Annotated in this window: 14 protein-coding genes; 9 read left to right on the top strand and 5 right to left on the bottom strand. The window is 63.8% G+C overall.

Translation table 11 applies throughout. From position 1 onward, the window contains the following. Nucleotides 1-2 precede the first annotated feature (2 nt). On the bottom strand, nucleotides 3-497 hold the full coding sequence (gene greA / locus ABH939_RS05400) for a transcription elongation factor GreA (RefSeq protein WP_007726385.1): 495 nt from the start codon (nucleotides 495-497) through the stop codon (nucleotides 3-5). 227 nt (nucleotides 498-724) lie between these two features. Then, nucleotides 725-1,150 (bottom strand): DUF4307 domain-containing protein, encoded by a 426-nt coding sequence (locus ABH939_RS05405; RefSeq protein WP_007726384.1) that lies wholly within the window; start codon nucleotides 1,148-1,150, stop codon nucleotides 725-727. A 279-nt stretch (nucleotides 1,151-1,429) separates the two neighbouring features. On the opposite strand from ABH939_RS05405, the gene mca reads away from it, so the two are divergent. From mca to ABH939_RS05420, 3 genes are read left to right on the top strand one after another with little or no spacing between them, the layout of a single operon-like run. After that, nucleotides 1,430-2,308, top strand: a complete 879-nt coding sequence (gene mca, locus ABH939_RS05410; RefSeq protein WP_007726383.1) for a mycothiol conjugate amidase Mca — start codon at nucleotides 1,430-1,432, stop codon at nucleotides 2,306-2,308. Next, nucleotides 2,305-2,619: a hypothetical protein gene (locus tag ABH939_RS05415; RefSeq protein WP_007726381.1), complete on the top strand. Its 315-nt coding sequence runs from the start codon at nucleotides 2,305-2,307 to the stop codon at nucleotides 2,617-2,619. Before mca ends, ABH939_RS05415 begins: the two co-directional genes overlap by 4 nt. Nucleotides 2,620-2,638: 19 nt before the next feature. Beyond that, complete coding sequence (locus tag ABH939_RS05420; protein WP_039972674.1) at nucleotides 2,639-4,666, top strand: thioredoxin domain-containing protein; 2,028 nt, start codon at nucleotides 2,639-2,641, stop codon at nucleotides 4,664-4,666. On the opposite strand, the gene ABH939_RS05425 is transcribed toward ABH939_RS05420, so the two are convergent. Further along, on the bottom strand, nucleotides 4,633-5,301 hold the full coding sequence (locus ABH939_RS05425; RefSeq protein WP_003945269.1) for a hemolysin III family protein: 669 nt from the start codon (nucleotides 5,299-5,301) through the stop codon (nucleotides 4,633-4,635). The genes ABH939_RS05420 and ABH939_RS05425 overlap by 34 nt on opposite strands. A gap of 172 nt (nucleotides 5,302-5,473) precedes the next feature. On the opposite strand from ABH939_RS05425, the gene ABH939_RS05430 reads away from it, so the two are divergent. Beyond that, complete coding sequence (locus tag ABH939_RS05430; RefSeq protein ID WP_003945211.1) at nucleotides 5,474-6,241, top strand: isoprenyl transferase; 768 nt, start codon at nucleotides 5,474-5,476, stop codon at nucleotides 6,239-6,241. A 6-nt stretch (nucleotides 6,242-6,247) separates the two neighbouring features. Here the strand turns inward: ABH939_RS05430 and coaA are convergent, their stop codons facing one another. Further along, entirely contained in the window at nucleotides 6,248-7,180 is a 933-nt protein-coding gene (gene coaA / locus ABH939_RS05435) for a type I pantothenate kinase (protein ID WP_003945270.1), read from the bottom strand. Between the two features lie 172 nt (nucleotides 7,181-7,352). Here coaA and ABH939_RS05440 point away from each other — a divergent pair, with 172 nt between their 5' ends. The 5 genes from ABH939_RS05440 (at nucleotide 7,353) to ABH939_RS05460 (ending at nucleotide 13,905) form a co-directional block, all read left to right on the top strand. After that, nucleotides 7,353-8,549, top strand: a complete 1,197-nt coding sequence (locus ABH939_RS05440; protein WP_054832058.1) for a hypothetical protein — start codon at nucleotides 7,353-7,355, stop codon at nucleotides 8,547-8,549. A gap of 76 nt (nucleotides 8,550-8,625) precedes the next feature. Continuing rightward, nucleotides 8,626-9,933, top strand: a complete 1,308-nt coding sequence (gene glyA, locus ABH939_RS05445; protein WP_404649428.1) for a serine hydroxymethyltransferase — start codon at nucleotides 8,626-8,628, stop codon at nucleotides 9,931-9,933. Nucleotides 9,934-10,085: 152 nt separating this feature from the next. Continuing rightward, nucleotides 10,086-11,519 carry an amidase gene (locus tag ABH939_RS05450; RefSeq protein WP_064075744.1) on the top strand — a complete coding sequence of 478 codons (1,434 nt, stop codon included), beginning with the start codon at nucleotides 10,086-10,088 and terminating at the stop codon, nucleotides 11,517-11,519. A 26-nt stretch (nucleotides 11,520-11,545) separates the two neighbouring features. After that, nucleotides 11,546-12,262 carry a LuxR family transcriptional regulator gene (locus ABH939_RS05455; RefSeq protein ID WP_063316812.1) on the top strand — a complete coding sequence of 239 codons (717 nt, stop codon included), beginning with the start codon at nucleotides 11,546-11,548 and terminating at the stop codon, nucleotides 12,260-12,262. A gap of 275 nt (nucleotides 12,263-12,537) precedes the next feature. Continuing rightward, nucleotides 12,538-13,905: a PhoH family protein gene (locus tag ABH939_RS05460; protein ID WP_003945274.1), complete on the top strand. Its 1,368-nt coding sequence runs from the start codon at nucleotides 12,538-12,540 to the stop codon at nucleotides 13,903-13,905. Between the two features lie 60 nt (nucleotides 13,906-13,965). Here ABH939_RS05460 and ABH939_RS05465 read toward each other — a convergent pair whose 3' ends face one another. Next, on the bottom strand, nucleotides 13,966-14,370 hold the full coding sequence (locus tag ABH939_RS05465; protein ID WP_003945227.1) for a carboxymuconolactone decarboxylase family protein: 405 nt from the start codon (nucleotides 14,368-14,370) through the stop codon (nucleotides 13,966-13,968). Nucleotides 14,371-14,398: the final 28 nt, after the last annotated feature.

A 14,398-nucleotide genomic window follows, 5' to 3' on the forward strand; every position in this document is an offset into this window, starting at 1 on the left:
GATCAGCTGTGGTAAGGCTCCGCGCTCAGCAGCGTGACCTTCATGGTGCTGCCGTTGGGCAGGTTGTACTCACGCGTGTCGCCGACCTTGGCTTCGAGCAGCGCGCCGCCCAGCGGTGAGTTCGGCGAGTAGACCTCGAGCTTGGCGTCACGTGCGCCTTCTTCGCGGGTAGCGATCAGGAACGTCTCGGTGTCACTCTCGTCGCCGTCGTAGTAGACCTTGACTACGGATCCGGGCAGTGCGACACCGGACTGAGTGGGGGCCTCGCCGACCTTTGCGCTGTTCAGCAGCTCCTGGAGCTGGCGAATGCGGGCTTCCTGCTGACCCTGCTCTTCGCGGGCAGCGTGGTAGCCGCCGTTCTCCTTCAGGTCGCCCTCTTCGCGACGCTCGTTGATCTCGGCGGCGATGACCGGGCGATTGGCGATGAGCTGGTCGAGTTCGTTCTTGAGCCTGTCATGTGATTCCTGGGTAAGCCAGGTCACCTGGGTCTCGGTCATCTCGATCACTCCCTAGTAGTCGGAGCCGGGGGCTCCCTCGACGATCGCTGCAACAGCAGCGAACAACGACACAGAAGCACCACCAGGGATGCAACCTTGCCGTCAAACCTTGCGTCAATGCAGCAATACACGGTTCCACCCGGAACCGTGTATCGGGCAATTCTATCACGCATGACTACCCGCCCTGTCCGGCGTCAAACGTCCGGCAGGGTGGGTGCGTTCCGAGGTCAGCTCTTGGTCAGGTACTCCGGAACGTCGAAGCTGCAGCCGTAGACGTCGGCCATGCCTGGCGGCTGGGACGTCTTGACCTCGGTGTTGAACTCGAGGGTCTGATGTTCCGACGACGGGACGTAGACCTCACGTCGACCGGTTTCGGAGCCGTCCTTCGAGCGTGCGCGCACGATGCACATCGCTTCACGCGACGAGTCGTCGCGTGTGACGGTGAAACGGATCTTCACCGTGGAGTCGTTGGCGATGTCGAACGAGATGGTCTCGGTCTCGATTTCCTTGACCGCAAATTTTCCGTACGCGTAGTACGCGATTCCGCCGCCTACGACGATGACGAGAGCGGTCAGAGCCCACACCATCCACTTGCGGGGACTGCCCGTGCGAGTTGTGCTCGGGTACCGATCTTGGGGAAGCGGTTTGCTCATCACTCTGCTCTCGAAGACTCGAGTTCGCGTGTCGTGCAGCAACTGACTGTGTCCCGCCGGATTACCGAAGGGGTCACGGCTGCGCCAGGAACTCTCGGGTGGAACTATAGAGGACGTATCCCGTCGCGCCGTCGGTAGGTTTGTCGGCAGTCGGTACGTTTGACGGCAACGGCCCGGAGTAATCCGAGCGGTGCACAGCGTGTGATTCGAAGACTGCCGGTGACGGCTACAGGTGAACTGCCGGCAACGGCTACAGGTGAAGTTGAGGTGAACGAACACGTGAGCGGATTCCGGCTCATGGCCGTCCATGCCCATCCCGACGACGAGTCGAGCAAGGGTGCGGCCACCACCGCCCGTTATGCAGCCGAAGGCCACGAAGTGATGGTCCTGACGCTCACCGGGGGTGAGCGTGGCGACATTCTCAACCCGGCCATGGACGTTCCCGGTGTCCGCGATCGAATCAGCGAAGTTCGCCAGGAGGAGATGGCCGAGGCCGCTCGCATCCTGGGCGTGAAGCAGCGCTGGCTCGGTTTCGTCGATTCCGGGCTTCCCGAGGGCGACCCTCTTCCGCCGCTGCCCGAAGGGTGCTTCGCCCTCGTTCCGCTCGAAGAGTCGACGCGCGCTCTGGTCAAGGTGATTCGCGAGTTCCGTCCCCACGTCGTCACGACGTACGACGAGAACGGCGGATACCCGCACCCGGATCACATCCGGTGCCACGAGGTGACGATGGCAGCCTACGAAGCCGCCGCCGATCCCGAGTACTTCCCCGAGGACGGTCAGCCGTGGGAAATCAAGAAGGTCTACTACTCGCACGGATTCATCCGTAAGCGCCTCGAACTCTTCCAGGAGGAGTACGAGCGTCGCGGAGAGCCGTTCCCGATGGCGGACTGGCTCAAGAAGTGGAAGACCGAACGCGGCGACATGATGGTCCGGGTGACCACTCAGGTCACGTGCGGCGACTACTTTCCCCAGCGTGACGATGCTCTGCGCGCACACGCGACGCAGATCGATCCCAACGGTTCGTTCTTCGCTGTGCCGCTCGACATTCAGCAGAAGATCTGGCCCACCGAGGAATTCGAGCTCGCCAAGACGCGGGTCACCACGTCCATTCCGGAAACCGACCTGTTCGCAGGTCTCGAAGAGGACGCTCAGAAGTGAATGCTCTGTCCGCCGAGGTAGTTCTCGGCACCACACAATTTCTTGCTCAGACGCCCAGTAACCCATCCGGCCCGGAGTTCGGAAAGTCGTCTCCGGTCGGCCTGCTGGTGATTCTTGCGCTGCTCATCGGTGTGATCCTCCTGGTTCGGTCGATGAACCGCCAGCTCAAGAAGCTGCCGGAGACGTTCGAACCGGATCATCCCGAACTCGATCAGCAGGCAGACGAAGGCACCGACCGGGGAGCTATCACTGCTCCGAGCCCGGCGGAACCCAACGTCTCTACCGAGAAGAAGCCCAAGCAAGAATCCTGAGACGAACGAGGTAGCGGCGATGGACCCACGGATGCGGAACAACCTGGGTGGGTCCTCGAGCCCTTACCTGCGTCAGCACGCCGACAATCCGGTCCACTGGCAACAGTGGGGCGAAGAAGCGATGGAGTGGGCGCGCGAGCGCAACGTGCCGATTCTCCTCTCGATCGGATACTCGGCGTGCCACTGGTGCCACGTCATGGCGCACGAGTCGTTCGAGAACGACGAGATCGCGGCCGTCATGAACGCGAACTTCGTCTGTGTGAAGGTGGACCGAGAAGAACGTCCCGACATCGACGCCGTCTACATGAATGCGACAGTTGCGATGACCGGCCAGGGCGGCTGGCCCATGACCTGTTTCCTGACTCCCGACGGTTCACCGTTCTACTGCGGCACGTACTACCCGCCGACGCCTCGCGGCGGAATGCCTTCGTTCACACAGCTTCTCGAAGCGATAGTCGACACCTTCACGAATCGGCGCGACGAGGTCGACAACGCGGCGCAGTCGATCGTCACGGAACTTCAGCGCGCGTCGGGCGGGATTCCGTACGGCGGAGCACCCATCGACGCCGAGCTGCTGAACGCGGCGGGCCGGTCGATCCTCGGCGACGAGGACGTCCCGCGCGGGGGATTCGGTGGGGCACCGAAGTTTCCACCGTCGGCACTACTGGAGGGGCTGCTCCGACAGTACGAGCGAACGGGTTCGGGCGAGATCCTCGGCGGCATCGAGCGCACCGCCGAAGCAATGGCACGTGGCGGGATCTACGACCAGTTGGGTGGCGGTTTCTCGCGGTACTCGGTCGATGCCGAGTGGGTGGTTCCGCACTTCGAGAAGATGCTCTACGACAATGCGCTGCTCCTGCGGTTCTACGCGCACTGGGCGCGGCGCACCGGATCGGACCTCGCCACTCGCGTCACCGAGGAGACCGCAAGGTTCCTGCTCTCCGATCTGCTGACCGAGAACGGTTGCTTCGCTTCGGCTCTCGATGCCGACACCGACGGCGTCGAAGGCCTCACGTACGTATGGACGCCGACGCAGCTGGTCGAGATTCTCGGCGCGGAGGACGGGCAGTGGGCGTCGGAGTTGTTCCGGGTCACCGATACCGGAACCTTCGAAGAGGGTGCGTCGGTACTGCAGTTGCTCCGTGACCCCGACGACTGGTCGCGCTGGCAGACGGTCTCCGACGCTCTCCGTGCCGCCCGGGCTCAGCGTCCACAGCCCGGCCGCGACGACAAGGTGGTGACGGCCTGGAACGGGTTGACCGTCACGGCCTTGACGGAAGCCGGACTTGCCCTGGACCGACCCGACTGGATCACCGCGGCGGCCGAGTGCGCAGGCGCTCTTCTCGACCTTCACCTGGTGGACGGTCACTTGCGTCGCGCTTCCCTCGGCGGGGCTGTCGGCGCCCCGACGGGCGTGCTCGAGGATTACGCAATGTTGGCCACCGGCCTCCTGGCTCTATACCAGGCAACGGGATTGGCGCGGTGGCTCGATGCGGCGCAGCAGTTGCTCGACGTCACTGTCGACCACTTCGCTGATCCGGCCGAGCCGGGAAGCTGGTTCGACACGGCCGATTTCGCGGAGTCGCTCGTGACTCGGCCCCGAGACCCGTTGGACGGCGCGACGCCGTCCGGTGCGTCGAGCGTCGCGGAGGCGCTGTTGACCGCGGCGGCGTTGACCGATGCCGATCGATCGTCTCGTTACGCCCAGGCCGCGGCGGACGCGTTGGCGAGGGCCACGCTGCCGCTCGAGCGTGCGCCTCGGTCGGCGGGGCACTGGCTCGCGGTGGCGGAAGCGTCGTTGCGTGGTCCGATACAGGTGGCCGTCGTCGGGGAAGGTTCGCTGTTGGCCTATGCCCGACGGCTTGCCCCGGGTGGTGCAGTGGTTGTCGGGGGTGCCCCGGATTCTTCACCGCTGCTTGCAGATCGACCCCTCGTCGACGGTGGTGAAGCCGCGTACATCTGTCGGGGATTCGTGTGTGATCGGCCGGTGACGACGGTGGTGGAACTGGCGAGTCAGTTGAACACGACGAGCCATACCGCGATGTAGTGGCAGATCGCTGCGACGACCGTCGCGGCGTGGAAGAACTCGTGATGCCCGAACGTCGTGGGCCACGGGTTTGGCCATTTCGTCGCGTACAGAATTGCGCCGACGCTGTAGAAGATTCCGCCGACGAGCAGCAGCACCATCGGCGCCACACCGACCTGGTGCGTCAGTTCACCGACCACGGGAACGATCGCCCAACCGAGGAGCAGGTAGAGCGGGACGCCCACCCATTTCGGGGCGGTGGGCCAGAGCATCTTGAGTGCGACGCCGGCGAGCGCGCCTGCCCACACGATCGCGAGGATGATCTTGCCGGTGTGAGTCGGGAGGCCGAGCATGGCGAACGGTGTGTAGCTGCCGGCGATGAAGAGAAAGATCATCGAATGGTCCGCACGCTTCATCCACGTACGGCCCTTGACCGTCTGCCACTGGATGCGGTGATACGTCGCGCTGATGCCGAAGAGGCCGCAGATCGTGACGCTGTAGATCGCGGTCGCCCAAGCCGCTTTGGCGCCGACCTGAGCGCCGGCTACGGAGACGAGAACGATGCCCGCGACGACGGAGACACCGAGCGCCCACAGATGGATCCAACCGCGCATGCGTGGTTTGACCGGAAGCTCGTCGAGCCCGAATGCCGTCATGTGCAACCCCTCTCGCTCCGTACTGTTGCGAACCGCGTAACCTACGGTACCGTAGGTTACGCATCAGTAGCATAACCTACCTGCGGGTTTTCGACGCGTACAAAAAGCGTGACGGCGCTCGCATGTGGCTGTCACTGCCGGGCGTAGTCTTTGACACCATGGTGATGTCACGGTGAATCTGCGCGGACTGCTGTACAGCATCTACGAGCGACGACTCCTCAGTCATCTCGACGGTCTCGCGCACCCACGGCACGTAGCCGTGATGTGTGACGGAAATCGGCGATGGGCTCGCGAGAACGGCTTCACCGATGTCAGTCACGGGCACCGCATGGGCGCGCTCAAAATTGCCGAATTGCTCGAGTGGTGCGACGCCGCCGGAATCGAGATGGCAACCATCTACCTGCTCTCGACCGAGAACCTGCGCCGCGAGCCGGAAGAGCTCGACACCCTCCTCGAAATCATCACCGACGTCGTCGAAGAGATCTCCGGGCCCGGCAAGAACTGGAGTGTGCAGATCGTCGGTGCTCTCGATCTTCTGCCTCCCGAGCAGTCCAGGCGCTTGCGGGAAGCGGCGGCGGGGACGAGCGGCCGAACCGGGACACATGTCAACGTCGCGATCGGATACGGCGGGCGTCAGGAGATCGCCGACGCCGTCCAATCGCTCCTGCGCGACAAGATCGGTGCGGGTCTGAGCGGCGACGAACTGATCCAGGCCGTCACGGTCGACGGCATCGACGGGCATCTGTACACGTCGGGACAGCCCGATCCGGATCTGGTGATCCGCACCTCCGGCGAGCAGCGGCTCTCCGGATTCCTGTTGTGGCAGAGCGCCTATTCGGAGATCTGGTTCACCGAGGCGTACTGGCCCGAATTCCGTCGAGTCGACTTTCTTCGAGCCTTGCGCGATTACGCGGCGCGCCACCGCCGGTTCGGCGCCTGAGCCGTCTCAGAGCTTGCGCAGTCGCAGCCGGTTGATCGTGTGATCGGCGTCCTTGCGCAGCACCAGGGTTGCGCGGGGGCGGGTGGGGAGAATGTTCTCCACCAGGTTCGGGTGGTTGATCGAGTTCCAGATCTCCTTCGCCGCGATGGTCGCGTCACGGTCGGAGAGGCCGGAGTAGTGGTGAAAGTGGGCGTTCGGATCGGCGAACGACGTGTTGCGTAGCGCGAGGAACCGCTGGATGTACCAGGCTTCGATGTCCTCGATGCGGGCGTCGACGTAGATCGAGAAGTCGAACAGATCGGAGACCATCAGACGCGGGCCGGTCTGCAGGACGTTGAGGCCCTCGATGATGAGGATGTCGGGCTGGCGGATCAGGTGGTACTGGCCCGGGATGATGTCGTACGACGTATGCGAATAGACCGGCGCCGCTACCTCTTCCGCCCCGGACTTGACTTCGGTGACGAAGCGCAACAGCTTGCGGCGATCGTAGCTTTCGGGAAAACCCTTGCGGTGCATGATGCCCCGACGCTGGAGTTCCCTGGTCGGATAGAGGAATCCGTCCGTGGTGACGAGGTCGACGCGCGGATGGTGATCCCAGCGGGCCAGGAGAGCTTGCAGCACACGAGCAGTCGTGGATTTTCCGACCGCGACCGAACCGGCGACGCCGATGACGAAGGGCACCTGACGGTCGGGATGCTTCTCGCCGAGGAAGGTCGCGGTGGCCGCGAACAGTCGTTGGCGCGCCGCTACCTGTAGGTGGATCAGACGTGCGAGGGGGAGATAAACCTCGGCAACTTCTTCGAGATCGATCTGCTCGCCGAGACCACGCAAGCCGTACAACTCGTCCTCGGTCAACACCAGTGGCGTCGACTTACGCAGTGTCCGCCACTGCTTGCGGTCGAACTCGACGTAGGGACTCGATTCGTTGGTGCGCGCCATCAGCCCAGCTCACCGGCACGTAGTGAACCCGGGGCCCGGCGGACGAAACAGCTATGCGAGCAAGCCAGGCGCGTGTGCGCACGATCCGAGTGCATAGTCGGATTGTGCTCGGTGCCACGTCCGGGACTTTCGCCGGGTGGCATTCCGGAGCGAGCGACTAGGCTCGGTGGTTATGGATCCAGACACACTTGTTCGCCAATACCTGCTGCTCGGACTGGGTTTCGACCGTCTCGAAGACGGGTTCGTCGACGCGTTCACCGGTGACCCGGCGCTGCGTAAGCAGATCGAGAGCGCCCCGAAGCCCGATCCGCGTGAACTTGCCCGCACGGCACGTGAATTGCGGGGCGAGTTGGCCGGAAGTGGTCTGAATGCCGAACGCTCCCACTTCGTCGACGTACACCTTCGCGCCCTGGAATGCTCCGGGCGCAAGTTCGCGGGTGAGGACATCGGCTTCGTGGACGAGGTCGAGGCGTACTTCGACGTACGAATCGAAAAGGGAAACGAGGACGCCTACAGCGACGCTCACCGGTTGATGGGTGAAGTTCTGCCCGGTCCGGGACCGCTGGCGCAGCGGGTGCAGGCGCATCGCAAGGCCGACGAGATCCCCGCGGCGAAACTGAACGAATGCGTCGAGGCAATGTCGAGTGCGCTGCGCGATCTGGTCCGCGGCACCTTCGGGCTTCCCGCGTCGGAAACCGTCGAATACGAAGTGGTGGGGGACAAGCCGTGGTCCGGCTTCAACTACTACCTCGGTGACTACCGCTCCAAGGTTGCGATCAATTCGGATCTGCCGCAGTTCATGGCCAACCTGCCGCGGCTGATCGCGCACGAGTCCTACCCCGGCCATCACACCGAGCATTGCCGTAAGGAAGCCGGTCTGGTCGGTTCGGGCCAGCTCGAGCAGACACTGTTCCTGGTCAACACGCCGCAGTGCATCATGGCCGAAGGCCTCGCGGATTTGGCGCTGGAAGCGATTGTCGGCCCGGACTGGGGTGTGTGGGCGCAGGACATCTACGCCGACCTCGGCTTGTCTTTCGACGGGGAAAAGGCGCAACGGCTCTCCGCCGCGTCGGGGCAACTGCTGAGTGTCCGGCAGGATGCGGCGCTGATGTTGCACGACGAGGGGCGCAGCCTCGACGACGTGGCGCTGTTCCTCGAACGGTGGTCGCTGTCGACGCCGGAACGCGCTCGCCAATCGCTCAAGTTCCTGTCTTCGCCGCTGTGGCGGGCATACACCAGCACGTATGTCGAGGGATACCGGCTGCTCGGGGGATGGCTGGACGAGGTGCCGGTGGGCGCGGAGCGCACCGAACGCTTCCGCAGGCTGCTCGACGAGCCGCTGGTCCCCAGCTCTCTGCGTGCTGCCTAGTGCCGGGTGGAGACGGCGGGAGCGAACTTCGTAGACTGGACGCATTCGTTTCCGCATCCAGCTTGGAGATTCCTCGATGACCGCTGTGCCCGGCTCCGACGTCAACTCTGCATCACTCGCCGAACTCGACCCCGAAGTCGCCGAGGCGATGGCTGGTGAATTGGCTCGTCAGCGCGACACGCTCGAGATGATCGCGTCGGAGAACTTCGTTCCCCGCTCGGTTCTGCAGGCTCAGGGCAGCGTCCTGACCAACAAGTACGCCGAGGGCTACCCGGGACGTCGTTACTACGGCGGTTGCGAGCACGTCGACGTCATCGAGGATCTGGCGCGCAACCGTGCGAAGGAACTCTTCGGTGCAGAGTTCGCGAACGTTCAGCCGCACTCGGGCGCACAGGCCAACGCTGCTGTTCTGATGGCACTGATGAACCCGGGTGAGAAGCTGCTCGGCCTCGACCTTGCACACGGCGGTCACCTCACGCACGGCATGAAGCTCAACTTCTCCGGCAAGTTGTACGACGTCGCGTCCTACGGCGTCAGCAAGGAAGATCACCGCATCGACATGGACGAGGTGCGCTCGATCGCCCTCGCCGAGAAGCCGAAGGTCATCGTTGCCGGCTGGTCCGCGTACCCGCGTCAGCAGGACTTCGCGGCGTTCCGCGAGATCGCCGACGAGGTCGGGGCGTACCTGTGGGTGGACATGGCTCACTTCGCCGGACTGGTTGCGGCAGGACTGCACCCGTCGCCCGTCCCGTACGCAGACGTCGTCTCCTCGACCGTCCACAAGACCCTCGGTGGTCCGCGTTCGGGCCTGATCCTGGCGAAGAAAGAGTGGGCCAAGAAGCTCAACTCCGCTGTCTTCCCCGGTCAGCAGGGTGGACCGCTCATGCACGCCATCGCGGCCAAGGCAGTCACCTTCAAGATCGCTGCCGGTGAAGAGTTCAAGGATCGTCAGGCACGCACCCTTTCCGGTGCGCGCATCCTTGCCGAGCGTCTGGGCAACAAGGACGTCGCAGACCAGGGCATCAGCGTCCTGACCGGCGGCACTGACGTCCACCTCGTGCTCGTGGACCTGCGTAACTCGCAGCTCGACGGCCAGCAGGGTGAGGACCTTCTGCACGAAATCGGCATCACGGTCAACCGCAACGCTGTTCCGTTCGATCCCCGCCCGCCGATGACCACCTCCGGTCTGCGTATCGGTACCGCAGCGTTGGCCACTCGCGGATTCGGCGATGCCGAGTTCACCGAGGTCGCCGACATCATCGGTACCGCTCTGGCCGGCAACGCGGATCTGCCGGCGCTGCGTGCGCGCGTCGCCAAGCTCGCCCTCGACCTTCCGCTGTACGACGGTCTCGAGAACTGGGGCCTGCTCAGCAAGAACGTCTAGGTATTCCTTCACCGACGGCCCGGTCCCTTTCGAGGGGCCGGGCCGCTGGTTTTTTGCCAGTCGCGGATTGTGGCATCGGTCACATGACCGATGGTGGCCGAGTTCGGTGCTTCCTAGCCTGAGAGCATCACCCCTCCGGCGAAGGAAACCCCATGACCGAACAGAATCTGCATTGGCTCTCCGCTACCGAGATGGCGGCGTCGGTCGCGTCGAACAGTCTCTCGCCCAACGAGATTGCCGAAGCGATGATCCAGCGCGTCGACGCCGTCAATCCGTCGATCAACGCGATAGTGCAGTTCGATCGCGAGCAGGTGACGCGCGATGCGGCCGAACTCTCACGGCAACAGGAAGCGGGCGAGAAGCTCGGCCCGCTGCACGGCGTTCCGTTCACGATCAAAGATCTGACGGCAGTCGACGGGCTGCCGACCACGTTCGGGATGAAGCCGATGGCCGACAACATCGCGACGGGAAATGCCGTCGTCGTGGACAGGCTGCGAGGCGCCGGCGGACTGTTCCTGGGAAAGACGAATACTCCCGAAAGTGGTTACTACGGAGGCACGGACAACCACCTGTACGGGCCGACGCACAACCCGTGGAAGCTCGGCAACAGCGCGGGCGGGTCCAGTGGCGGTGCGTCGGCTGCCGTGGCTGCAGGCCTCGGGCCACTCGCCGAGGGCAGTGACGGCGCGGGATCGGTGCGTATCCCGTCGGCGCTCTGCGGGGTCGTCGGGTTGAAGCCGACCACCGGCGTCATCCCGCAGACCATCCTGGCCGGGCGCTTCTACAACTGGGCGTATCACGGTCCGATCACCCGGACTGTCGCCGACAACGCGCTGATGCTCGACATCATGGCCGGGCCGGACAATGCGGACCCGCTCTCGATCGAGCGTGCCGAGACCTCGTACGTCGAAGCCTCGAAGGGCGACGTGAAGGGCCTTCGCGTGGCGTGGTCGACGAATCTCGGTCTCGGCCATGTTGATCCGGAGGTGCTGGCGGTGTGTCTCGACGCGTTGTCGGCATTCGAGGAATTGGGTGCCCGGATCACCGAGGCGACCCCGCAGTGGGGAAATCCGTCGGAGTCGATGTGGAACGGCATCTGGGTTCCCGGTTTCGCTTCCGAATACGACTTGCTCGACTGGGAGAACCAGCGCGGCGAGGTCGACGACAACCTGATCGAGATCATGCACGAGGCCGAGCGGCTCACCGGTGTCGACGTCGGGCGGGCCGACGCATTCCGCGGCGTCATGTGGGACACGTGGACCGCGTTCATGAACGACTACGACGTGTTGGTCTCGCCGACCTTGGCTTCGGCCACGTTCCCGCTCAGTCAGTTCGCGCCGTCGTGGCTCGAGGGTGCGTCGCTGCGTGAGCAGTTGCTCGATTGGCTCTTCACCTACCCGTACAACATGCTCAACAATCCGGCGATCACCGTGCCCGCTGGATTCACCGCCGACGGTCGACCGGTGGGGCTGCAGATCGCCGCACGTCACCGCCAGGACGCAGTGGTCCTGCGGGCTGCCGCGAACTTCGAAGCGGCACGTCCGTGGGCGGACAAGAAGCCGGCCGATTCACTGGTCGTGGCCTAGCTCACACGATTGGCTAGATTGGTGTGATGACGTCTGTACTGCCTGATCGCGGCGCTGGACCTGACATGTTCGCGCCGCGATCGCCGGCGGCCGGGGCGTACGGAATTCTCGGCCTGTGCGCCGAAGAACTCCGCGCACGTGGACTCGCGTACTCGGCTGCGGCGGTCACGTACCGAGACCCGTCGAGCGGAAGACATCGGGCTCTGGCGTGTTCCGGATACGACGCCAGGGTGCTCGAGTTCCTGCTCGAGGACTTCGTCGCCGATCGCAATCTCTTCGGCATCATTCGCGAGGCTTCGGGCGTGCCCGTGTTCTGGCAGGACGTGCCACGATTCGAGCAGGTCGAGATGGTCACCGATGTTCTGCGGCCGTCCGGGTACGCCGAGGGTGCCTCGGTCGCATTGGGGTTCTCCGGCCGTGAGGTGACCGGATTGCTGCACATGAGCTTCGCGGATTCCGGCGTCGTCGATCGCGTACGGGAGGTGGTGGCGGCGTCCAGCGCAGCCTGCTCGCGCGTCGTGGGGGACCAGGTGGCGCTCGATCGTGTCCATCTGAGCCCACGGGAGATTCAAGTACTGCAATTGGTGGCCAGGGGCGCGGGCAATGTCGAGATCGCCGAGGAGTTGTTCGTCAGCCGTCGCACCGTCGCCACCCATCTCGAGAACATCTTCGTCAAGACCGGAACCAATTCGCGGGTTCAGGCAGCGGTGCGCGCCGCCAAGTGGGGTCTGATCGAGTCCTGAGTGACGCTGAATCACACGAGTGGCATTTTGTTACCTGGCGTTCACCAGATGTGCGGCTCGTTCCGTGGCGCGAGTGTCCGATCCGCAGTACCGTCGGCAGTAACGAGTAACCAGAAGTTACTTGTGCGGGAGGTTCTGATCGTGACTGAAACACTCAGTACGAGAGGGCCGGCGCCCGGCCCTTGTTTCAGCTGACACAGCGTCACCTGACACCAGAGCCGTCCGGCCCAGCGAGCTGAGTTTGCGCGGGTGCCGCGCAGACCTAGGAGCCCAACGTGACTGCATCACGCTCCGTCTCTGCCCACTCGGCCCGGGCTGATCTATCAGCCGGGAATCATTCGGGAGATGCACTTCGCACGTACGTCTTGGATACCTCGGTACTACTGTCCGATCCATGGGCTGTCACTCGATTCGCCGAACACCACGTGGTACTCCCACTGGTCGTGATCAGTGAACTCGAAGGCAAACGGCACCACCACGAACTGGGATGGTTCGCCCGAGAATCGCTCCGCATGCTCGACGATCTACGGATCGAATACAGCCGCCTCGACCGTCCGGTGCCGATCGGCACCGAGAACGGGACACTGCAGGTCGAACTCAATCACACCGACCCTGCGGTCCTGCCCGTCGGATTCCGCACGGACAGTAACGATTCGAGGATTCTGGCGTGTGCGCTGAATCTTGCTGCGGAGGGCAAGGATGTAGTCCTCGTCAGCAAGGACATTCCGCTTCGTGTGAAGGCAGGCGCGGTGGGACTACCTGCCGACGAGTACCACGCTCACGACGTCGTGCCATCCGGATGGACGGGCATGACTGAGCTGGACGTCGCCTCAACGGACATCGACGAGCTGTTCAACGAGGGTTTCCTGGACCTCGACGAAGCGCGAGATCTGCCGTGTCACACGGGTCTTCGCCTGCTCGGTGGTTCGTCGAGCGCCCTCGGTCGGGTGACTCCCGACAAGCGCATCCAGTTGGTGCGCGGTGAGCGCGAGGCGTTCGGGTTGCACGGCCGCTCCGCCGAGCAGCGCATTGCGCTCGATCTCCTCATGGACGAGAGCATCGGCATCATCTCTCTCGGTGGTAAGGCGGGCACCGGTAAGTCGGCCTTGGCTCTGACAGCAGGTTTGGAAGCCGTTCTCGAGCGCCGCACTCAGCGCAAGGTTGTCGTCTTCCGTCCGTTGTATGCCGTTGGCGGACAAGAACTCGGCTACCTTCCCGGTAGTGAGAGCGAGAAGATGGGCCCGTGGGCTCAGGCCGTTTTCGACACTCTCGACGGGTTGGCCTCGCCAGAGGTTCTCGAAGAGGTTCTCGCCCGCGGAATGCTGGAAGTGTTGCCGCTGACGCACATTCGCGGTCGGTCGCTGCACGATTCGTTCGTGATCGTCGACGAAGCGCAGTCGCTCGAACGAAATGTTCTGCTGACAGTGCTTTCTCGTCTGGGAACCGGCTCGCGAGTGGTCCTCACGCACGACGTCGCGCAGCGTGACAACCTGCGAGTGGGCAGGCACGACGGAGTTGCGGCCGTCATCGAAAAGCTCAAGGGGCACCCGCTTTTTGCGCACATCACACTCACGCGCAGTGAGCGTTCGCCGATCGCCGAGTTGGTGACCGACATGCTCGAGGAGTTCGGCCCCACTTCCTGAGAAGTGATCTCCCCGTGCGGACTTCGGTCTGCACGGGGAGATGCCTGGGTTTGAAGTTGTTCAGTTTTGCAGCGGTCCCAGTTCGTTGTCGAGAACTTCCTGCACGACACGCATCGCCGCCAGCCCCGCCGGCGCGCCGCAATACGCGCTCGCGTGGATCACGGTTTCGACGATCTCGGTGCGCGTCAATCCGTTTCGCAATGCCCCACGTACGTGGCCTTTGAGTTCGTTCTCGGCGCGCAGCGCGATCAGCATCCCCAGATTGATCAGACTGCGACTGCGGCGATCGAGTCCGGGACGCGTCCATACAGAACCCCAGACGTTGGCCGTCACGAAGTTCTGCAGTTCTTCGCTGTCCGTTCCCCGGGTGCGCTCGAAGGCGGCGTCGACGAAATCGGCCCCCATGACTTCGGTGCGCACAGCCAATCCGGCGTCGAAGGAGTCAGGCGTGGTGTTTTCGGACATGGCAGGTTCGCTCGCTTTCGGCAGGTGA

It is taken from the genome of Rhodococcus sp. 27YEA6 (assembly GCF_044908235.1).
Lineage (GTDB): Bacteria > Actinomycetota > Actinomycetes > Mycobacteriales > Mycobacteriaceae > Rhodococcus_F > Rhodococcus_F qingshengii.

Bases quoted from the DNA above. Each gene is read 5' to 3' on its own strand.
- ABH939_RS05455 (WP_063316812.1), top strand. From the start codon at position 11,546: ATGACGTCTGTACTGCCTGATCGCGGCGCTGGACCTGACATGTTCGCG.
- ABH939_RS05450 (WP_064075744.1), top strand. From the start codon at position 10,086: ATGACCGAACAGAATCTGCATTGGCTCTCCGCTACCGAGATGGCGGCG.
- ABH939_RS05420 (WP_039972674.1), top strand. From the start codon at position 2,639: ATGGACCCACGGATGCGGAACAACCTGGGTGGGTCCTCGAGCCCTTAC.
- ABH939_RS05425 (WP_003945269.1), bottom strand. From the start codon at position 5,301: ATGACGGCATTCGGGCTCGACGAGCTTCCGGTCAAACCACGCATGCGC.
- coaA (WP_003945270.1), bottom strand. From the start codon at position 7,180: ATGGCGCGCACCAACGAATCGAGTCCCTACGTCGAGTTCGACCGCAAG.
- ABH939_RS05405 (WP_007726384.1), bottom strand. From the start codon at position 1,150: ATGAGCAAACCGCTTCCCCAAGATCGGTACCCGAGCACAACTCGCACG.
- glyA (WP_404649428.1), top strand. From the start codon at position 8,626: ATGACCGCTGTGCCCGGCTCCGACGTCAACTCTGCATCACTCGCCGAA.
- ABH939_RS05440 (WP_054832058.1), top strand. From the start codon at position 7,353: ATGGATCCAGACACACTTGTTCGCCAATACCTGCTGCTCGGACTGGGT.
- ABH939_RS05465 (WP_003945227.1), bottom strand. From the start codon at position 14,370: ATGTCCGAAAACACCACGCCTGACTCCTTCGACGCCGGATTGGCTGTG.
- greA (WP_007726385.1), bottom strand. From the start codon at position 497: ATGACCGAGACCCAGGTGACCTGGCTTACCCAGGAATCACATGACAGG.